The organism is Colwellia sp. MB02u-9 (assembly GCF_014077085.1).
GTDB lineage: Bacteria > Pseudomonadota > Gammaproteobacteria > Enterobacterales > Alteromonadaceae > Cognaticolwellia.
In genome coordinates this window covers 49,346-69,526 of sequence record NZ_JACGVF010000091.1, presented here as the reverse complement: position 1 = coordinate 69,526, position 20,181 = coordinate 49,346, and the positions used below count along the sequence as shown (strand labels likewise).

The 20,181-nt window shown below is 37.7% G+C and carries 18 protein-coding genes; 8 read left to right on the top strand and 10 right to left on the bottom strand.

Annotated features, from left to right (window positions below):
• Positions 1-16: 16 nt before the first annotated feature.
• The gene (locus H4J65_RS07385; protein ID WP_182197116.1) at positions 17-799 is read right to left on the bottom strand and encodes a ferredoxin--NADP reductase; all 783 of its coding nucleotides are present in this window, start codon (positions 797-799) and stop codon (positions 17-19) included.
• A gap of 536 nt (positions 800-1,335) precedes the next feature.
• Positions 1,336-1,521: a DUF6435 family protein gene (locus H4J65_RS07380; protein WP_182197114.1), complete on the bottom strand. Its 186-nt coding sequence runs from the start codon at positions 1,519-1,521 to the stop codon at positions 1,336-1,338.
• Positions 1,522-1,887: 366 nt separating this feature from the next.
• On the opposite strand from H4J65_RS07380, the gene H4J65_RS07375 reads away from it, so the two are divergent.
• Positions 1,888-2,520, top strand: a complete 633-nt coding sequence (locus H4J65_RS07375; protein ID WP_182183177.1) for a PolC-type DNA polymerase III — start codon at positions 1,888-1,890, stop codon at positions 2,518-2,520.
• A gap of 256 nt (positions 2,521-2,776) precedes the next feature.
• Complete coding sequence (locus H4J65_RS07370) at positions 2,777-3,820, top strand: zinc-binding dehydrogenase (RefSeq protein ID WP_182197112.1); 1,044 nt, start codon at positions 2,777-2,779, stop codon at positions 3,818-3,820.
• Here H4J65_RS07370 and H4J65_RS07365 read toward each other — a convergent pair.
• Genes H4J65_RS07365 through H4J65_RS07345 form a run of 5 tightly spaced genes read right to left on the bottom strand, consistent with a single transcriptional unit; the run spans position 3,817 to position 8,579 of the window.
• Complete coding sequence (locus H4J65_RS07365) at positions 3,817-4,545, bottom strand: ABC transporter substrate-binding protein (RefSeq protein ID WP_182197110.1); 729 nt, start codon at positions 4,543-4,545, stop codon at positions 3,817-3,819. The two genes, H4J65_RS07370 and H4J65_RS07365, sit on opposite strands and share 4 nt — an antisense overlap.
• A gap of 42 nt (positions 4,546-4,587) precedes the next feature.
• The gene (gene ybaK, locus H4J65_RS07360) at positions 4,588-5,109 is read right to left on the bottom strand and encodes a Cys-tRNA(Pro) deacylase (RefSeq protein ID WP_310649924.1); all 522 of its coding nucleotides are present in this window, start codon (positions 5,107-5,109) and stop codon (positions 4,588-4,590) included.
• Between the two features lie 32 nt (positions 5,110-5,141).
• A complete protein-coding gene (locus tag H4J65_RS07355; protein WP_182197108.1) occupies positions 5,142-5,741 on the bottom strand; it encodes a membrane integrity-associated transporter subunit PqiC in 600 nt (199 codons plus the stop codon).
• Positions 5,738-7,399, bottom strand: a complete 1,662-nt coding sequence (gene pqiB / locus H4J65_RS07350) for an intermembrane transport protein PqiB (RefSeq protein WP_182197106.1) — start codon at positions 7,397-7,399, stop codon at positions 5,738-5,740. The genes H4J65_RS07355 and pqiB overlap by 4 nt, the downstream gene beginning before the upstream one ends.
• A complete protein-coding gene (locus H4J65_RS07345; RefSeq protein WP_182197104.1) occupies positions 7,389-8,579 on the bottom strand; it encodes a paraquat-inducible protein A in 1,191 nt (396 codons plus the stop codon). Before H4J65_RS07345 ends, pqiB begins: the two co-directional genes overlap by 11 nt.
• 565 nt (positions 8,580-9,144) lie before the next feature.
• Between H4J65_RS07345 and H4J65_RS07340 the strand changes: the two genes are divergently transcribed.
• Both H4J65_RS07340 and yeiP read left to right on the top strand, forming a co-directional pair.
• On the top strand, positions 9,145-10,062 hold the full coding sequence (locus tag H4J65_RS07340) for a M14 family metallocarboxypeptidase (protein WP_182197102.1): 918 nt from the start codon (positions 9,145-9,147) through the stop codon (positions 10,060-10,062).
• Between the two features lie 152 nt (positions 10,063-10,214).
• Positions 10,215-10,787 (top strand): elongation factor P-like protein YeiP, encoded by a 573-nt coding sequence (gene yeiP / locus H4J65_RS07335; protein ID WP_182137537.1) that lies wholly within the window; start codon positions 10,215-10,217, stop codon positions 10,785-10,787.
• Positions 10,788-10,854: 67 nt separating this feature from the next.
• Here yeiP and H4J65_RS07330 read toward each other — a convergent pair whose 3' ends face one another.
• The 3 genes from H4J65_RS07330 to H4J65_RS07320 form a co-directional block, all read right to left on the bottom strand.
• Complete coding sequence (locus H4J65_RS07330; protein WP_182197100.1) at positions 10,855-11,586, bottom strand: EAL domain-containing protein; 732 nt, start codon at positions 11,584-11,586, stop codon at positions 10,855-10,857.
• Positions 11,587-12,001: 415 nt separating this feature from the next.
• Positions 12,002-13,669, bottom strand: coding sequence for a gamma-glutamyltransferase (gene ggt, locus H4J65_RS07325; RefSeq protein ID WP_182197098.1), 1,668 nt, complete (start codon positions 13,667-13,669; stop codon positions 12,002-12,004).
• A gap of 442 nt (positions 13,670-14,111) precedes the next feature.
• Positions 14,112-14,627 carry an NUDIX hydrolase gene (locus tag H4J65_RS07320; RefSeq protein WP_182197096.1) on the bottom strand — a complete coding sequence of 172 codons (516 nt, stop codon included), beginning with the start codon at positions 14,625-14,627 and terminating at the stop codon, positions 14,112-14,114.
• A gap of 351 nt (positions 14,628-14,978) precedes the next feature.
• Between H4J65_RS07320 and H4J65_RS07315 the strand changes: the two genes are divergently transcribed.
• The 4 genes from H4J65_RS07315 to H4J65_RS07300 all read left to right on the top strand — a co-directional run bounded on the left by H4J65_RS07315 (position 14,979) and on the right by H4J65_RS07300 (position 19,862).
• Positions 14,979-15,128, top strand: coding sequence for a hypothetical protein (locus H4J65_RS07315; RefSeq protein WP_182138021.1), 150 nt, complete (start codon positions 14,979-14,981; stop codon positions 15,126-15,128).
• 411 nt (positions 15,129-15,539) lie between these two features.
• Complete coding sequence (locus tag H4J65_RS07310; RefSeq protein ID WP_182197094.1) at positions 15,540-16,208, top strand: ABC transporter ATP-binding protein; 669 nt, start codon at positions 15,540-15,542, stop codon at positions 16,206-16,208.
• Positions 16,209-16,212: 4 nt separating this feature from the next.
• Positions 16,213-18,627, top strand: coding sequence for an FtsX-like permease family protein (locus tag H4J65_RS07305; protein WP_182197092.1), 2,415 nt, complete (start codon positions 16,213-16,215; stop codon positions 18,625-18,627).
• Entirely contained in the window at positions 18,624-19,862 is a 1,239-nt protein-coding gene (locus H4J65_RS07300) for a lipocalin-like domain-containing protein (RefSeq protein WP_182197090.1), read from the top strand. The genes H4J65_RS07305 and H4J65_RS07300 overlap by 4 nt, the downstream gene beginning before the upstream one ends.
• Positions 19,863-20,181 lie beyond the last annotated feature (319 nt).

Genomic DNA, 20,181 nt, shown 5'->3' with positions numbered 1-20,181 from the left:
TAGTACTATTGAAGTACTATTTTTCAACAAAAGCTCTTTCAACAACGTAGTCGCCTTGCACGCCTTTTTTACGACTTTCCTGAAAACCTCTTTCATCTAACATGGCACAGGTGTCTTTTAGCATAGCAGGACTACCACATAGCATCACGCGGTCAAACTCAGGATCAAGGTCAGGTATGCCAATATCAAGACAGAGCTTGCCTGTTTTTATTAAATCAGTAATGCGTCCTTCATTTTTATAGCTCTCACGAGTCACACTGGGATAGTAGATTAGCTGTTCAGTAATCATCTCACCAAGATATTCATGATGAGGCAGATCTGTGGTTATTATTTTGTGGTAAGCCAATTCATTCACGTACCTTACGCCATGAAATAAAATCACTTTGTCAAAACGCTGATAAGTTTCTGGATCTTTGATAATACTTAAAAAGGGCGCCAAGCCCGTTCCTGTGCCTACCAAGAGTAGGTTTCGACCATCTCGTAAATCATCTATAACCAAAGTTCCGGTTGGTTTACTGCCGATAATGACTTCATCGCCAATAGCTAAATGTTGTAACTTGGAGGTAAAAGCGCCTCCTTCAACTTTAATGCTGAAAAATTCCAAATAATCTTCATGGTTTGCACTGGCGAGACTGTAGGCGCGTAAAATCGGTCGAGTATTTTCTTGTGCTAAGCCAATGATGATATATTCACCATTCCTAAAGCGGAGTCCTTGACTACGGGTGGTCTTAAAAGAAAAAAGACTATCGTTCCAATGAACAACATCGATGACTTTTTCGGGATTAAATTTTTTTTGCATGTTTATCCTGTAAGGAATTTCTGACTAAATAAAAAATAAGCTTTATTGACCAAGTATGAAAACAAATGATTGATGACAGTGTTATCTATGCTGACATGAATTAAAGAGCTGCTAAATATCCTGATAAAATTTAGCTGCTCTTTGCTAAAATCGCAGGCTCAACTTAAGCTTACATAGGCATAAAGTCTGTGATATTTTTTAAGGAAACAATGATTAAAGAAGCAATACGTTTGGATAATAAATCGACTTAGCATACCTAAAATAACTTTTTTAGTGTGCCTATTTAACATTTTATACGATATTTAAACCGTTACAGATCATTCGCTGCCACCAACATTCGTGTAAGGGTAGGCTGTTTTATTCAATAACTGTTTTAGCTTAATAGAACTATTTTACGCTATAAAATACCATCAAGTGTTTTAATCATCAGGTTCAAATAGTTGTTTACGTAGATGGGAATTATCTACTACTGAAAGAAAATATTAACTAAAAATATTAGGTCAAATAGTGATGTAGAGCGAGAGGTACTGAAGTCGTTAAGCTTTAAGCTTTGCTGGCTTTTCTAATGCTTGTATTTTTTTTCTAATGTTTAGCGCTTCTTCAGTAAACATCGAAAAATCATTAGTGTTGCCATTTTTTTGCGCACAAATAGCACTTTCAAGTTTGTCTTCATAACTTTTGTTTAACTTTTTAGTTGGGTCTTGCTTAAACAATGAAAACATAAAGTTCAACCTTGGTTAAGTTAGTTGTTTTTATATACGGATGTAAAAGGGTTTTGGTTTTATCTATGCGAAATTAAAAGATAAAAAATTAGAGTTGGCCTGAGTAATACGCTATTTGTAACGTTACTTTTTACTATAAAATAATTTATCTTCAATGCGTTAGATAAGGGTGATTTAGAAAAATAAACATTAAATTGGTTAAGTTCATTCGAGGTTTTATTTTACCGCTTGAATTTAAACATAATACATCCTTGTCTCGTGTGGCTGATGTGTAGCGCACTAAATTATGAGATAATTTCATTAACGTCATAGTATTAAATCAATTCAGGTTAATCCAATGGGTATTAACCGACAAAGGAAGCGTTTGTGTTAGCTAACTCAATAGTTGTGCTCGATTTTGAAACCACGGGTTTATCGCCAGCTCAAGGAGAACGTGCGATTGAAATCGGCGCTGTTAAACTTGAAAATGGCATAGTGACCGACCGGTTTCAAGCTTTGATGAATCCAGGTCGACGCATTAATAGTTTTATTGAAAACTATACCGGTATTAGTAATAGAATGCTGGCGGTTGCATCGCCTTGTGCAAAAGTGATGACTGATTTTGCGAGCTTTATCGGCGAGAGTAATTTATTAGCGCACAACGCCTCTTTTGATGCTCGCTTTCTTGAGGCTGAATTTGCTCGTTTGGGTCGTCAGGTTTTAGGCGAGTTTACTTGTTCGTTATTAATATCACGCCGTATTTATCAAGATGCGCCAAATCATAAATTGGGCACCTTAATTAATTATAAAAACATTGCCGCCGATGGGAGTTTTCACCGGGCGTTATTTGACGCAGAAATGACCGCAGAACTCTGGTTGATTATGTTAAATGATATTAGCGAACGCTACGGATTAGAAAATATTCCCTTTAGTTTAATCAAGCAATTAGCTAAAACGCCTAAAGCGCAAATCAACAAGTTACTGACTAATTACGCCAGTAAAATAACTAAAGCCGTTTAGGCTTAATATACCTAACCATACTTACTGGCTAACGGCTTTAATCTTAATCGGTTTGGCCAAATAACGGTGTTAATCTCTATTACAAAGATTAACGTTTGTTGTTTATCTTAGATAAATGTTGAAAATGACCCCGCTTAACGCGAACGCCAAAGTATAAATTAAGCTTATTTAGTATTAACTTATTCTAAGGTATGCTGTTTATATATTGAAAGTATAATGTACATAATTTAACCATACAAAAAACTAGGGATTTACTTTGGCTGAAAAGATAATAAAAGCGGTAAAAGGTTTTGCTTTAGTACTAAGTGATGATGAAAAATTAACACCTTCACAAAGAATAACAGGCATTGAAAAAACACTACCAGCACTCAAGCCTGGGCAAGTATTAGTTAAAATGTTGGCTACACCGGTTAATCCCTCTGATTTAATGTACTTATTGGGTAAATACGGTTTAACTGCGCAAGAGGGTGACTTTGTTGGCTTTGAAGGTTGTGGCATTGTAGAAGCCGCCAATGCCGGACTTTACGGTAAGTGGTTAACGGGCAGGCGCGTTGCTTTATCAGCACAACCCGGTATTGACGGCGTGTGGGCTGAATATGCCATTACACAAGCAAATTTATGTTTGCCGGTTCGAAAAGCATTAAGCGACGAGCAAGCGGCAACGATTATAGTTAACCCTTGTACTTCTGTTTGCCTAGTAGAGCGAGCTATAGCACTGGGCAGTAAAGCCATTGTGATTAATGCCGGGGCAAGCCAAGTGGGTAAGGGCGCTATTCGTTATGCAAAACTTAAAGGGATTAAAACCATAGCGACAGTGCGCAGTGCAGCGAATGTTGAGGTTTTGCAAGCGTTAGGGGCCGATTGCGTGTTATTAACATCAGACGATAATTTTGATCAATCACTGAAGCATTGGGCGAAAAAACTCAAGGCAAAAGTATTGTTGGATTCTGTTGCCGCCGATGATACCCCTAGAGTTTTAAACGCCATGCCTAATAGTTCTACGGCCTTGGTTTATGGTCGACTAACCGAAACTCAAGATGTGCTGGGTGGCTTGTTTAGTGTGGCTGATGTGATCTTTCGCGATATGCGAATAGAGGGCTTTTGGTTGGCAAAATACATTGGTGACGCATCACCGTTACAGGTATTAGCCTTGAGTTCGAAAGTACAAAAATTGTTTGCTCAAGGGATTTTTAAGACTGATATTTATGCCCGAGTTGGTTTTGATGATTTTGCCCAAGCATTAGACCATTACGCTCAACATAAAAGTGATGGCAAGGTGATATTAGTACCTAATAATTAAAAATTATATTTTTCTATCAGTTTTTGATAATCAGCAGTCATTTTATATTTTTTCATGGCTTGATTAAATGCATGCACATCATCAGCATTTTTAAAGGCCATGCTATAAGAGTTTATTGGAAAAATATGGTGAACTTTAATATCACTTTCTCTTTCATTTAACTTGAGTTTATTTAAGTAGTATAAAAATATTTTCAAATCCATTACGACTACTTCTACACGGCCTAAAAATAGTAACTCTAGCTGTTTTTCTTGATCTACCACTTGAATAAAAATTGGACTATCAGTAACCGCCTCAGCAAATTCTACTCCTAATATTTTGTGGGCTATTTGAAATGACGCAATCGAGTAATGGCTTATATCTGCAATGCGATTAAGTGACACGGCATTCTCTTTTAACGAAATGGCCACGTTTTGATAATCGATGTAGTTTTTACTTAAGGTCTCTATATTAGGGAATATGTGTTTATTCGCTGTCATTACCGCATCAATATCGGGTAACGCGAGCATTTTTTCTGAACGGCCATAGGGGATGAAAATAAACTCTGGTGCTTTGCCTATCATGGTTAATATTTGTTGAATTAACTCTAACTCGAAACCCGAATGATTTTCTTCAATAACATAAGGCGGCTTAGAAAGTCCAAGCACCACTTTAAAGGGTTGATTTGCCAAACAGTTAATGGAAATTAGGCTGAAAAAGATAAAGATAATAATATTTTTTGACATACAAAATTCTACCACGGGATTTTCTAAGCTTAAGCTTAGGCTTTATACTTCGCTAGTAATATCAGCGTAACTCGCTTGCAACGAGAGGATAATATTTTCCGGTGATAATTCTATCTCTAAACCACGCTTACCACCACTAATAAAAATAGTATTTAACGCTTCAGCACTGTGGTCAAGCAGGGTTACTAATGTTTTTTTTTGCCCTAATGGACTCACGCCTCCAAGGACATAGCCGGTAGAGTTTTGTACTTTATTGGCATCAGCCATTTTAATTTTTTTAGCCTTAAGGGTTTTTGCCAGCTTCTTTAAACTGAGTTGCTTAACCACAGGAATAATAGCAACGGCTAAATAAGCATTATCTACATCAACCACTAGTGTTTTAAAAACCACTTCAGCGCTAACCTTGAGTTTATCAACTGCTTCAAGGCCAAATGATTTACAATTAGCATCATGCTGATAGTGATGTAATTGATAAGCGAGTGTTAATTTATTCAGTTGCTTAACAGCAGGTGTCATTTTAGTTAACTCTTCTTTAAAGTTTTGAATCGAATCTAACTTAAGCAATTCAAAGCCTAATTTATTTCACATAAGGCACTTTATTCAACCACTAAGCTATGGGTTATTTGCTGCGCCAATGAGGTGATCACTTTTCGCATTTGCTCGACAGCGTGCTCATAGCCATTTTCATTAAGCGCTACGGTTAGGGTAAAGTTATGCTCTTTTTCTGGGTTTTGCATGTCTTTACCTTGCAGCCAATAAGTACCTGAAAGTAGGGCTTGTGATTGATGAGTGGCATGAAATGCCGTGATGTTAATTACAACTGCTGTTGCCGCTGTAACTTGGTTTTTGTCTGGCGTGACAATATAATGAAAATGACTAGCAATATTATTCAGGTCTTGCGCTAAGGCTTGTGTAAAGCTGTTCTGTAATGGCTCTGCCCACATATGAAAGTGCGAGTAGTGCAACTGGTGACTGGAAAGCTGTAAAACCAAACTGGGTTGTCTTAAATAATCAGGCAATGCTAACAAGGTAATACCAAAGTACGGACTATTTTTATTATGCTTGTTATCAGTGTTAACTGCGCCGGTTGCTGTTGGACTGTTAAGTAAATAATATTGTGTTTTGTTAGCGGGAGCCGAGCTACAAGCGCCAAGCAGAATAATTGACACAAGAGCGACGATTAAAGTCTTTTTCATGGTTGTGCTCCATTAAGTTTTGTCGGTATTGGCTCAGAGACTTCACCATTATTAAAGAGTAAGCTATTAGGTTTATGCTTGAGTTGATTCAGCAAAGGCTTTAATTCGTTCATTGTTGCAGTGAGCGTATGTAACGTGGTGCGCAGTTCTTCATAGCCCTGAGAGCCAGATGACAAGTCTTTGGTTAAGGTATTGATACCTTGTAAGGCTTTACTGAGTTCAGTACTAATTTTTTGCTGCTCAACTTTACTCAATAAGCTATCAAGGCTATGACTTACCCCTTGAAACTCTTGCGCGGTTTGCGTCATTTCTAACATCATTTTATTGGCATTTTCACTCATACTATTGAGCGGCATATTATTTAAGTTATCCATAAACTGTTCCGCTTTTGCGGTAATTTGCGAAAAGTCATCACTACTGGTTGGAATAATTAGGAAGTCTTCATATTTTTCTATTTCGCTGATGGGTTGATCTTTATTGTGTTGTAAATCAACATATAGGCTGCCAGTTAAAATATTTCCTGTGCGCAGAACGGCTTTTAAACCATGCTCAATCCAGTAAATGTTTTGTTTGGTCATAAGCGCTTTACCTTCATCATTATCGGGCAGGCCTATTCGACCTGGCTGTAAACTAATCAGCACGGGAATTTTAAAGTCTGCCTTGGTAAATTTGTTCTCACTTCGGCTTAATGCCATGTTGACTGATTGCACCTTACCTATTTGTATTCCTCGATACTCAACGGGTGCGCCAACAGACAGGCCTCTAATAGAGTCGCTGACCAGTACTACAAATTCGATAGATCGGCGGTATCTCTCGTCGTCAGCAGCTTCATAACTCTCATAGATGTCAAAATATGAGCGCTCACCAATTTTTTCGCCAATGCTCATGCCTTTAGGAATACCGAAGGTGGCACCGTTGGTTAACATAGTTTCAAAATTGCCAGTTTTAACTGATATGCCATCGGCATTTAAATCAAGTTGCAAGCCACTAACATCCCAAAACTTAGTATTACTGGTGATAAGTTGATGATAAGGCGCTTTGATAAAAGCATTGTAATAAACAACGCGTTCTTCAAAATTAAAATAGATATCCTCAAACTGGCCAACGGTTAAGCCCTTATAAATAATGGGATCACCTTTTTTGTAAGCAAACTGGTCGTTACTATTAAGGGTTATATGCAAGCCAGGAGTGCCTGAAGGCGTTAAGGGGGGCGAGTTTAAGGCATCAAAAACATAGCGTTCTTCGTTGCTTTTACCGGGCGATATTTCAATATATACGCCGGATATTAAGGTGCTGAGACCCGATACGCCGGTATGCGATATTTGTGGCGACACAACCCAAAACGTGCTGTCGGCCAGTAAAAATTGTTCTGCTGATTTTTTTATCTTTGCCGTAACAATTACGCCATTACCGTTTTGATTAAGCTCAATGGCACTTACTTCTCCAATATCAACATTACGAGATTTTATTTTGGTTTTTTCAGCCTCCATGCCTTCAGCGGTAAGGAAATGTATGGTGACTTCTGTGCCTTCATTACTCCATTGATAATAAATCATCCAGCAGCCAATAAAGATTGCAATGGCAGGAATAAACCAGATAGTTGATACGGTTTTAACTGGCTTTATTGTTGCGTCTGGTATTTGAGCATCATTCATCATTTTTTATATTTTTCCAAATTAATTGCGGTTCAAAACTCATTGCGGCGAGCATAGTGACAATAACTAAACCGGAAAACGCTAAGGTAGCAGCTCCAGGTGTTATGCTCATGGCCGGGCCAAGCTGAATTAAGCTAGCCAGAATAATAACGACAAAAACATCTACCATTGACCAACGACCGACAAATTCAGCCATACGATACCATTTTATTCTTTCTAAGCTTAATCTATCACTTTGTTTTTGAACACTATAATTTAACCAAGCCAGCACTAATATTTTAGCGACAGGTATAACAACACTGGCAATAAAAATAATGGCAGCGATAGGGTAGGAGCCTAAGTTCCACAGTAAAATAACCCCACCAATAATTGTGCTGGGATTGTCTTGACCCCAAAAGTGCGTAGTCATGATCGGGAGTGTATTGGCCGGTATGTACAATACCACTGCGGTGAGCAGTAGCGCCCAAGTTTTTTGCACACTTAGTGCCTGTTTTATTGGGTCTTCTTGGGCTACTTTAGTGTGACTTTGGTGTATTTCGATATTATGTGCTTTTTCAACTTTAGCCAGTAATTGGTATAACTCGCGCTTATCGATATGTAAAACTACCAGTGTCATCGACAATGTAAATAAAATAAAAGCATAAAAAGACAAGCCTAATGTAATATCAGCCATAGAAATAATTTTGATTAAACTAACCAAAGTGCCAATCAGGAATATTTCCACCATACTCCAAGGCAGTAACTTAAAAACCAAGGCCAATACTCGACCGCCATACTTAGGATATAAACCCTTATTTAGCGGGATAAGCAAATAAATAAGTGACAACAAAACGACAGTTGGAATGGCAAATATAGTGAGAAACTCAATCAGTGCTAAAAGTTGATAATTATTATCAATTAAGACTATAAAGCTTGTAATGGCGTTAAAGTGGTTTTCTAAGCCATTGGTACTAAAGGACAAGAATGTAAAAGGTAATGAAGCTAATAAAAATATTAATGCGCTAATAGCCAAAGCAATAATTCTTTCATTAGCATTGCGATGAATAGCGCTTAATTTATAGCCACAACGCGGGCATTGTGCTTTTTGACTTTCTTTTAATACAGGTAATTTGACGGTCAGCGCGCACTCATAGCACTGAATTTCAACTGGATGTATTTCGCTGTTTTGCAAAGTCTTTGGCATTGTAAATGCCGTCCTTAAGATCAATTTTTTACATGAGCTTAAATTAGCATATATTATAGCAATCGAACTAAATAATTTTGATGCATATTATGGATATACGACTAATATTTTTACGCCCTTAATCTGCTATTTTAACTAGATTGGTTTCATCACTACAAATGAGTAAGGCTTGTACTTATAGAGATTGTTTTTTATTTGTCGAGAAAGTTATCAATTAGTGCGACTTTAAAGCGATATTTATTTGCTGCAATGGTGACCGCTTCAGCGTAAAGCTGATGGCAAGAACGTAATAAGGTGAGTGATCATATTTTGATATAAAGTGTGTAACTATTAATCGACACTAGCCTTGGTTTATTTCTATCATTGCTATGATGAAAAAATGATACAGTTGCATTTTCATTAAACGCGCAGTGTCTTGCTATTGAAAGATTGATTTCAAGTGGCAATAATACCGAATATATTAGCCTGATGAGGATAAGACAATTAAATTTTTAGCTATATTTGATTGTTAACATACCAAGGGTTAATACAATTTATAACTGTGAAAAACTTATTAGGTAACAATATGAATATAGAAGCAGCATACCCTATTGGTGAGCTTGGCAAAAAGTGGACCGAAGGCGATAAGGAAATATGGTTTCAACAACAGCAGAAAAAGCGCAGCTACTTTGAAGAGGTTGTTACTAAATTAGAGGGTTTAAGCGAGAGCTATACTATCGAGCAGTATGGGAACTTACTCTATGATGAAGAAATTTATCCATTATATGCTTTAAAATCGACAAATTGGTTAGCAGATAAACCAGCTATTTTAATCACAGGTGGCGTACATGGTTATGAAACCAGTGGTGTTCAGGGTGCCATTCGTTTTCTACAAACCGCTGCACAGCCATTTCAAGATGCGTTTAACTTTGTGGTTTTACCTTGTATTAGTCCGTGGGGTTATGAAACCATTAATCGTTGGAACCCTTTGACGGTTGATCCTAATCGCTCATTTTACGAGAATAGCCAGGCACAAGAGTCATCAGCAGTGATGCAGTATATGAAAACCCTGGGTATTGAGTTTTTGGCGCATATAGACCTGCATGAAACCACAGATACTGATAACAGTGAATTTAGGCCAGCACTTTCTGCAAGAGATGCTATTGAACAGAAAAATTGGAACATACCAGACGGTTTTTATTTAGTTGGCGATAGCGGTAAACCCCAAGCGAATTTTCAAAAAGCTATTATTGCGTCGGTAGAAAAAGTCACCCATATTGCTCCTGCGGATAGCGAAGATAAATTAATCGGCGTACCTTTAGCGCAAGCTGGCGTGATTAACTATGCTGCTCGAGACTTAGGTTTATGTATGGGCTTAACTGACGCGCCCTACGTTACCACCACTGAAGCTTATCCTGATAGTCCACTGGTTGATGATGAAAATTGCATTATTGCTCAGGTGGCGGTAATTAGTGGCGCATTAAATTATTTAATGACGCTATAAAGCTGTTCATGCTCGTTAAGTTGGCAATTCATTAGTTCAATGGCTATTATTGGTGCTTTAACATATATATGACTAGCAATTAACCAATATTTTCTTGCATAATAAGCTATACATGCTATTTTCTTGCATAAATTTAATGAGGATGGTTTTTCATGCCAAAAGCTAGTGATATAAAAAAGAATGCCGCGATAGAATATAACGGTAAAGTAATGATTGTTAGAGATATTGAGCGTTCAGTACCTCAAGGTCGTGCCGGTGGTAGTTTATACAGAATGCGCATGTACGATGTGGTAACAGGCGGTAAAGTTGATGAAACCTTTAAAGCTGACGACACACTTAATTTTGCCGATTTAACGCGTCGTCCAGCGATTTTTTCTTATATCGATGGCGAAGAATATGTCTTTATGGATAACGAAGACTACACACCTTATAACTTAAGCAAAGCGTCAATCGCAGATGAAGCTTTATTCATTAATGAAGATACGCAAGGTTTATTAGTGATTATTGTTGATGGTGTACCTGTTGCTATTGATTTACCAGCAAGTGTTGAATTAGTGATTACAGAAACTGATCCGTCAATTAAAGGTGGTTCTGCCACGGCTCGTACTAAGCCGGCAATTTTATCAACAGGCTTAACGGTGCAAGTGCCAGAGCATGTGTCAACGGGTGATAAAATTAAAATTAATACCGAAGATCGTAAGTTTATGGGCCGCGCTGATAAATAATACCTTCACATTTAAGCCAACGATTAAGATCGTTGGCTTTTTATTTTCTAGTACTTATTGATAGCTTTTATTTATGGTAATGAAACCATTTTTTAAATAAGAAACCTTGTACGTAATCAGCTTTTATTTTTCGCGCAAAAATAATATCACTTTCAGTTTCTATCCCTTCAAGTATGATTTTTTTCCCCGCACTATGGGCATAGTTAATTAGCGCTTCAACTAACAACATAAAGTGCTTATTGTGCTTTTCTGCGACCACATGTTTATCAAGCTTAATATAGTCGACCATTTGAATTACCGATGTTGATACCATCGAAAGTGGGTTGAAAACATCATCAATCGCGGTATTTATCCTGTTCTTTGCTAAGATATCTATCATGGCTAAACTTTTAATGCTGTCGTTAACTTCTGAATTATCTATCAATTCAACAACGATATTAGCATGGTTAAAGCTTTTAAATAATTTCAAAAAAGGGTTGTTTTCGTTACCTTCACCAATAGAAAAATAAGAGTCTTGATCTAAATTAACAAATATATCGCTGTTCATTGGCGCGTAATTTAATTGCAGAAGTTTTTGTTGGTATTCCACTTGGAAGAGAGATAATGAACTGTCATGCAACGCCGCATAAATAATGTCTGGTGGGATATTGTTATTGTCTATATCGGTAAACCTAGCTAAACACTCATAGGCCATAATTTCTTTAGATTTTAAATCAACAATAGGTTGATATTCTACGCCATAGCGCTGGGATTCCATTAGTTCTATTAAACTCAGAGGAGATATTTGTCTATTATTCATTCACTATTACAAACAAACTACTTATTTGCGTATACCCTAGCTGATACAGGCACTTATTTTAAATGAGAATTATTTACATGTAAATGGTCGGGCTTAATGAGTGATTGATATTCAGTACTAATCTAGAGCGGATATTGCTTGCTATGTAAAGTATGTGAAACACTGAAAGCTGTTGTTGGTTTTATTTATGGTGAAATGTTAAGCCATTAGTACCTTGCTACCTCAATCAAGTCGACTTAATGTGAGACGAATTTTTTAGTCAGTGCTTATTGATGGTGTTGTAATCAGTCATCATGCTTTGCATTAATACCCAGTTATAAAAAATCCTTTCATAACTGGGTGTTAATAAAACACTAGCGGTTGGGTGTTTGAGCCCCGAAGAGCTTACCTTTATATTTTTTCGATTTTGCTGTTATTACTCGATAACAATTGATTTACCTCGACCACCAGACTCTGCTGCCGCATCTAATTGTTGCTCGTTGGCAATGATCAGCTGAACCGCGCCAAATCGACGTTCACTTAGGGTATAGCCCATTTTTTTAAGTGCTGATTTTTCTTGTTCAGCAATACCAGGGTAATGTTGAATAACATCTTTTGGTAATAATTGATGGTGGAATCTAGGGGCATTTGCCGCTTGTTCAGCATTCATGTCAAATTCAATCACATTAAGCATAGACTGATAAACCGAACTAATGATGGTAGTACCGCCGGGAGAGCCGGTCACTAATTTAACTTTGTTGTCTTTTAACAAGATAGTGGGGGTCATAGACGACAGCATACGCTTATTAGCCTGAATTTCATTTGCTTCGCCACCGACGGCGCCATAAATATTTGCCACACCGGCTTTAACGCTAAAGTCATCCATTTCATCATTTAAAATAAAACCAGCGCCTTCAACAATAACACCACTACCAAAGGTATAATTAATGGTTGTTGTATTTGATACGGCATTACCCCATTTATCGATAATGGAAAAATGTGTGGTGTCGGGGCTCTCTTTTAAGCCAGGTTTAATGGTGTTAGTAACCGAAATAGCATCAGCTGAAATACCTGCGATACGTGTTTTTAAGTAACTATCAGCCAGTAATTTTTCTTGAGGGACATCAAAAAAATCAGGATCGCCTAAGTATTCTGCACGGTCAGCAAAAACACGCTTCCCGATTTCTGCTAAGCGATGCATATAAGCTGCTGAATTATGTGCTAATGGTGCTTTATTATTTGAGAGTAAATCATACATATTTAGCCACTGTAAAATAGCAATACCGCCAGAACTTGGTGGTGGGGCCGTTAGCACTTGGTGACCACGCCAGGTTTTTTCTAGTGGTTTACGCCATGTTGCACGATAATTATCTAAATCGTCATAACCAATGATGCCACCGTTTTTTGTCATGAAATCAGTAATTATTTTTGCGGTTTCACCTTGATAAAAACCATTACGGCCATTATCTGCAATGCGCTCTAGTGTTTTTGCTAAATTAGCTTGTTTAAACAAAGTACCGGTTTTAGCGCTGGCAAAGTGCTCAGAAAAATTAACCTTTATACCTTCTTTTTTGAAGCTGTTAATACGCCATGCAATGTTTTTTGCTAGGTTTTCATGAACAATAAACCCTTGTTCAGCTAAGGCTACCGCGGGCATGACTAAAGACTTCCAAGGGAGTGAGCCATATTTTTTATGGGCTTGCCACATGCCATCTACCGTGCCAGGTACACCCGAAGATAAAACACCGTATAAAGACTGATATGGAATAACATCGCCATGCTCATCTAAATACATATCACGATGGGCTTTTAAGGGGGCAACTTCACGATAATCTAAAAAGTCTGCTTTATTATCCTTATAAATCACCATAAAACCGCCACCACCGACATTACCGGCTTCGGGCTGGGTTACCGCTAAAACAAATTGTGCAGCAATAGCCGCGTCAATGGCATTACCTCCTTGTGAAAGTATTTTTGCTGAAACCTCGGCACTAAAACTATCAGGCATTGCCACTGCAGCTTGTTGTGTTGCTTGGATCTCAAAGGCTGAGGAAGATAATGAATAAATTAATAAGGCGATTGAGAGCGTTAATGGTTTTATCATGAAAATTAGCACTGTTGCATTTATATTTGCTGATAGATTAACGCGTTAACAAGAAATGTACAGTGGCAAGTATCACTTAATCGATTATCAGCTAAAATCTCAGGTTGAACTCAGGTTTATCTAAGGTTAAGTTAAGGTTATGGATAAGTTGAATGAGAACAATGACCGTTTTTGTTGTTATTAACAAAAACCAAGGTGTTGTTAATGAACGAGGTAAACGGGTATTTGAGGATTAATTATTTGCTGTTTCTAAGCAAAAAATGAGTTCAACTATGCAACGTAAGCTAAGCGACGCAGCGAAAAAAAATCTTAGCTTTAGTTAAGTAGTAGTGAAGCTTAACTATCATAGCTTGAGAAAACAGCAAGAAATAAACCGTATTGTCACCGCAGTGGTCAAAAGTATCAGCGTTGCTCTGGCCAAGTAAAATAGCCATCCGGGGTGCTAAAGTAATTCAGCAACAATACGTTTTAATAAAAAGGTTTCTCGTTCGATGGATAAGCCTTTTTTTTCACTATTTTTTATCACCATTTCATTGTGTAAAATAGCGGTGTGGATGTTCATCCAAAGGGGTTGCATACCATTTTGCAATTCATGAGGCTCAAATTCTGGCGCTAGTAGCTCTTGATCTATTTCGCAGGTATAGCAATAAGACAGCATATGAATCACATTATAATCATTTTTATGCCAATTACGATACTCTTCATAATACCCAAATTCTTGAATATTATTGACATTTTGTGCCCCAGTTTCTTCACGTAATTCACGAATAAGGCCAGAAATATTATCTTCCCCTTCATCAATGCCGCCTCCTGGTAAAGTGTAATCGTGATAACGCTTGGTATATAGCAGTAAAATATTCTCACCGTTCAAGACAATGGCGCGAGTCGCTTTACGGGTGAAACGATGTGCAATATTTGGATGTAAATCTAATACTTGAGTTGATTTTAATAAGCGCATGATAAATATTTTTGTTAAATGTTTATCATTTATGGGGATAGATAGCGCTTAAATCAATAGTAAGTTGAATACAGCTTACAGAATTTTCATGTAAGGCTGCTTATGTAATCTTGAGTGAAAGTTTAGATGAAAGCTTTCTAAATAAGGTTCTTTAATGCTTTAGGCGTTTTTTTATATTTATTCAGGCTTTGCTATGCTTAATTAGGTTTCGTTCTTATGTTATTTTGTTTCGTTTTGATTGGGAAAAGCATGCTTAGCTTTCGATGTGAAATTTAATTTACGTTTAATACGGGAAAAATGAAACTTGTTGTGTAATAATACAAGCGTGGTAACGTTAATTAGGAGAGCCTCATGGTTCATGAAGAAGCAGTCAATGTAATAGAGCTTAGCGTCAACGCTATGGTAATGCCAAAAACTATTGAGCAGCAGTTAACTGACGCCAATGATGAAATTGCAGATCTAAAAATGCAAATTGTTTGGTTAGAGCGCTCTTACGAATAAAACAGTCATTATTCTATCAAGGCCAGTGTGATATTTTACACTGGCCTTTTTTATATCCTAAAGTAATGCTCAAGTATGCTGTTGGAATGATATTAAGCTGTTTTGTGGCGTTCAGTTATAAAAAGAACCATGGGTTAAAAGTTAAAAAATAGCGCTCAGTACTCAGTGACTTATTGGCATTTGAGCTATAGCGGGCTATCTAAATACTATAAATATCGCTTTACTGATAATATAACACTGACTTACTGATCCAAATACATAGTGACGAAAGTATAACAATTTACAATTTACAATTTACAATTTACAAGTTATAGCATCTACTCAGTATTTTATAGCAAGTAATCGTGGGCAAACCCTGACAAATGGCTTAGCATTTATTTGTCATCAGCAACGGCGTTAAAAGGAACGAGTTTGTCTTTAAAAATAACAGCATTAAGTCATGAAGTTACCGATGGTGACAACCATCGTTATTTGTTTACTGATTTATCATTATCTGTTGCTCCTGGTGAATGTGTGGCACTAATGGGCGAGAGTGGCAGCGGCAAAACCACGTTACTAAATTTAATTGCTGGATTAGAGCCTATTCAGCAAGGGGAAATAGCGATTGCCAATTTACCCTTATCTAACGCCTCAGATAAACAGTTAAGTCGTTTAAGAAAACAGTACCTAGGTATTATTTTTCAGCAGTTTAATTTATTAAGCAGTTTGTCAGTACAAGACAACATTGAATTTAGCGCCAAATTATCAGGTCGTTTTGATGAAAATCATGGCTTAACTTTAGCTAAAGAACTTGGCATATCGTCACTGCTTGCTAAATTTCCTGCGACACTTTCCGGTGGTGAAATGCAACGCGTAGCGATTGCGCGGGCATTAAATGCAAAACCTCAGCTGTTATTAGCCGATGAGCCAACAGGTAATCTTGACAAAACCAACAGTGAACATGTCGTTGAGCAATTAGTCAATTTGGCTAAATCTAAAGATACAGCCTTACTCATGGTAACCCATAGCCTTGATGTAGCCCGCAGTATGGATAAAATTTATCGTCTTGTTGACGGCACATTAACCTTGTTTGAAGGCTAATGTGATGGTTAGTTCTAACGTAAAAAAAGTACACTCTGAATTTCTTTTAGTGCTAAAAGCCCACATTGGCGAATATATTAATAAGCCTTTACTCAACCTTGGTTTTATCTTTAGCTTAGCAATAGCAACCAGCACCTTATTGAGTATTTTGGTGCTAAATGATGCAAGTGAGCAGCAGTATCAATCTGCCAATAGTCGTTTAAAGTCGCCTGTTGCTTTTCATATTGTACCGGCGTCGGGGGAAACTATTTCAATAAGTGATTATGCTCAGTTAAGAGCACAAGGCTTTTATCAACTCAATCCCACCCATATTTTCAGTAAAATTTTAGTTAATGGCGAGAAAATAGCTTTTCGAGCGATAGATATTTTGCCGTTAGTGCTTACCATGCCAGCAAGCTACACCAGTAAAGCTGTCAATATTGAACAAGGCTATGCAGACTCGCTCGGTTTAACTATTAAAAATAGTGTGCCAGTGTCGTTAACGGTCAGCAACCATGACGCGATAGCAGTGAATATCAATAATGTTGCCGATTGGGGCAATGTTGCTTTGCTTGATATTGCACTGGCGTGGCAGCTATTTCCAGACATTAAAGGCTTTAGCCATTTGATGGTCAGTGAGATGTCAGTCAGCGAAATTTCACGACTTAAAGCGGCTCTACCTCCTTACCTGTCTATTCAAGAAACTTGGTCCATTACAGAACGTGAAGGTTTTGCCGACGCCTTACATCTGAATTTATCGGCATTAGCCATTTTGGGTTTTATTGTTAGCCTTTTTATTGCTTTTCAGGCAGCGAATCAAGCTTGGACCAAAAGGCGTGAGCTTGCCACACAATTGCGTTTGCTGGGTATTGAATTAAATACCATTATGAAAGTTATGCTCTGTGAGGCCTTATCGTTAACCTTATTGGCGAGTGTGCTCGGTATGGTTATTGCCTTTGTTTTAGTGTCTTTTATATTGCCATTATTGGGCTTGACGCTAGAGCAACTTTATCAATTACAAGTTAGCGGCCAATTTCAATGGCAATGGCAATACAGTTTATGGGCCTTTGCGATATCGTCAATTGCTGTTATGGCGGCGTTACTGAAACAATTTAGACTGATTGGCTCAGCAAAAATCGCCTTCTCTGCACGGCTATCCCAACAACATTTTAGTTTTAAAACCACAGCCATAGTTGCTGCTATTCTCTTGGTTTTATTTGTTTTTTGGCCTGATAATAACTGGCACCATTTGATGTTTAAATACGGCTTGCTGTTACTCGCCAGTGTCGCGATATTGCCTAATTTGTTGAAGTTTTTTCTGCAAACATTGGCATTAATCAGCCGATCTTTTCGCTTAAAGTTTATTTTTCAAGATGCCAGCCAGCAAGTGGGTAGACGTTATCTGCCCATTGCCGCTTTTTATTTAGCCTTAACCGCCAGTATTGCCGCCGCTTTAATGGTGAATAGTTTTCAAAGTGCCTTTGTGTCTTATTTAAATCAGTTACTTAATGCCGACTTGTTCGTGCGTTACAACGCAGAGCAAAAACAGCCATTAAGCCAATGGTTGCAACAAAAAAACGGTGTTGAAGAATATGTTTTATTTGCCAGTACGGTAGCAAAGTATCAAGAAGACACTGTTGAGGTCCATCGCCTGAGTTCGAAAAAGCAGCAACAAAGCTTGTCACTGAAATCAGGTCAGCTGGCTTCCCTTAATAGCACAGAAAGAAGCTGTTATATTAATGAACAACTAGCCTACAAACGTTTGATTAGAGTACAAGAGATCATTGAAATAAAACAAGGTCAACAAAGTTTATCTTGTCGTGTTCAAGCTATTTATTACGATTATGGTAATCAAGCTTTTGCCATAAAAATACCATCAAAACTTAACATTGATGAATTATCAGCGTGGCAAGAAACAGGCTTTGGACTGTTTCTAACCTTAGATGCCAATGTTATAAAACAAGCGCTTATTGATGATGTCGGCATAGACAACAGCCAAATGTATCAACCGGAGCAAATCAAAAAACTGGCGTTAGCTGTGTTTGAGCAAAGCTTTGCTTTAACACAAGCTATTGCTTTTGTATTACTCTCTATTGCTTGTTTAGGTTTGTTTTTATCAGCGAATAGTTTGGAGTTAGCCCGCAAACCCGACTTACATATTTTAAGCAGTTTAGGCTACAGCCAGTTCGAGCTTTTTAGCCATATGCTATGGCAATGGTTGCTGTTAGCTTTTGGTGCTATTTTGTTAAGTTGGCCTGTTGCTACCGCCTTGGCAAATGCGCTGGTGAGCTTGATTTTACCAGCCTCTTTTGGTTGGTCAATGCCCTTGGTTTTTGAAATAGGGCCATTTGTGGTGAGTAGTGTACTCGGTATCTTGATGTTGATCCCTGCATTGGCTCTGCCATTATATAAACTTAACGTTAGAGCTAGTTTGTCATGATAAACCGTCCGGTATTGAGTAAATTTTTTCTGCCAACACTGCTTAGTTTTTTTCTGCTTGCGGCCTGTAGTGATGAAAAGCCAGCAAAACGCTCCGCTTTGAAAGGGCTTAGTGATACGCTTGGCGATTTTGAGCAACCGACTAAAGACCATGTCATTACATTTGAGCAAGCACAAGCTCCACATAAAAATTTTCAACAAGAATGGTGGTATCTAACGGCTAATTTAACCACCGAAAGTGGTGAGGAATTGGCCGCGCAGTGGACCTTATTTCGTCGAGCAGTAGAAGACAAACATTGGTATTTTGCCCATGCTGCATTAGCGGATGCAAACCAGCATCAATCGGCTTTTCGCAGCGGACGCGAAGAGTTGGGTAACGTGGAAATTACCACACAACCTTTTAAGGCGGCAATTGATAATTGGCAGTGGCAATCAACACAAGGGTTATTACCGGCTAATTTACGCTATGGTAATGTTATTAGTGCTAATACTGCTCAACCGTTAGCCAGTTTATCAAAGCCACAGCCACTTGCGAATAAATTAACGGTTCAGCCGCCAATGAGTGATAAGGCAATTGTTGTCGAGCCAACTCTTGTCGCCTTAGCTGAGCAAGCACAAGGCTGGCAGGTAAATTTGAATTTAAGCCTGGATGAAGCACTAATAGGAAAAACACCGTACTTCCTGCAAGGCGAAAACGGCTTTAGCCAAAAACATCATAGCTTAGCGATCGCCAGTTATTATTATTCACAACCTTTTATTAACGTCAGTGGCGAAGTGTTTTGGCAAAATAAATGGCAAAAAGTAACAGGTAATGCCTGGTTTGATCGTGAGTGGGGGTCACAAATGTTGGCAGAAGATCAACAAGGTTGGGACTGGTTTTCACTACGCTTAAATGACAATACGGCGCTAATGGTTTACCGAATTCGTTCAGACATTAAAGATTACCTTTATGGCAGTATTATGCGGCGCGATGGCACAATTAAAACATTATCATCAAGCGATATCAGCTTGACTAGGATCAAAGCGAATACCAAGTTGCAATCATCAGGTGACAGTTCGCGCTATCCTGAGCAGTTTTCAATTGTCATTACCCAGGACAATATCGATATTGAGGTTAGCGTGATTAACAATAAACAAATTATGCGCTTTGGTATCGAGTATTTTGAAGGTATGGTGACATTTTCTGGCAGTCATCAAGGCAGTGGCTTTTTAGAAATGACTGGTTATGTAAATTAAGTTGGTTTTAAGTTAATGATAGATATGTTATTTATTGTACGAATATGTTATTTATTGTATATATGTCAAAATAGAAACAATTCAAAGTAATAGCGATAATTTTTAATTTTACTTATGGATTAAGTATAATGTTTAAGATGATAAATTAACGGGTGAAGTTGAATTCCAAAATAGGATCACTAATGCAACCCAATGGCCTGTTTGATGAAACGAAATAACTGCACCTATGCTTTTGTTAATTATATCTATTAAATTAAAAATTTTTTAATTTTCAATAAATTTAGGTATCTTAATTACTCAGTTTTTAGTTGGTTTTCAG

Bases quoted from the DNA above. Each gene is read 5' to 3' on its own strand.
- H4J65_RS07385 (WP_182197116.1), bottom strand. From the start codon at position 799: ATGCAAAAAAAATTTAATCCCGAAAAAGTCATCGATGTTGTTCATTGG.
- H4J65_RS07380 (WP_182197114.1), bottom strand. From the start codon at position 1,521: ATGTTTTCATTGTTTAAGCAAGACCCAACTAAAAAGTTAAACAAAAGT.
- H4J65_RS07365 (WP_182197110.1), bottom strand. From the start codon at position 4,545: ATGTCAAAAAATATTATTATCTTTATCTTTTTCAGCCTAATTTCCATT.
- H4J65_RS07355 (WP_182197108.1), bottom strand. From the start codon at position 5,741: ATGAAAAAGACTTTAATCGTCGCTCTTGTGTCAATTATTCTGCTTGGC.
- pqiB (WP_182197106.1), bottom strand. From the start codon at position 7,399: ATGATGAATGATGCTCAAATACCAGACGCAACAATAAAGCCAGTTAAA.
- H4J65_RS07345 (WP_182197104.1), bottom strand. From the start codon at position 8,579: ATGCCAAAGACTTTGCAAAACAGCGAAATACATCCAGTTGAAATTCAG.
- H4J65_RS07340 (WP_182197102.1), top strand. From the start codon at position 9,145: ATGAATATAGAAGCAGCATACCCTATTGGTGAGCTTGGCAAAAAGTGG.
- yeiP (WP_182137537.1), top strand. From the start codon at position 10,215: ATGCCAAAAGCTAGTGATATAAAAAAGAATGCCGCGATAGAATATAAC.
- H4J65_RS07330 (WP_182197100.1), bottom strand. From the start codon at position 11,586: ATGAATAATAGACAAATATCTCCTCTGAGTTTAATAGAACTAATGGAA.
- ggt (WP_182197098.1), bottom strand. From the start codon at position 13,669: ATGATAAAACCATTAACGCTCTCAATCGCCTTATTAATTTATTCATTA.
- H4J65_RS07320 (WP_182197096.1), bottom strand. From the start codon at position 14,627: ATGCGCTTATTAAAATCAACTCAAGTATTAGATTTACATCCAAATATT.
- H4J65_RS07315 (WP_182138021.1), top strand. From the start codon at position 14,979: ATGGTTCATGAAGAAGCAGTCAATGTAATAGAGCTTAGCGTCAACGCT.
- H4J65_RS07305 (WP_182197092.1), top strand. From the start codon at position 16,213: ATGGTTAGTTCTAACGTAAAAAAAGTACACTCTGAATTTCTTTTAGTG.
- H4J65_RS07300 (WP_182197090.1), top strand. From the start codon at position 18,624: ATGATAAACCGTCCGGTATTGAGTAAATTTTTTCTGCCAACACTGCTT.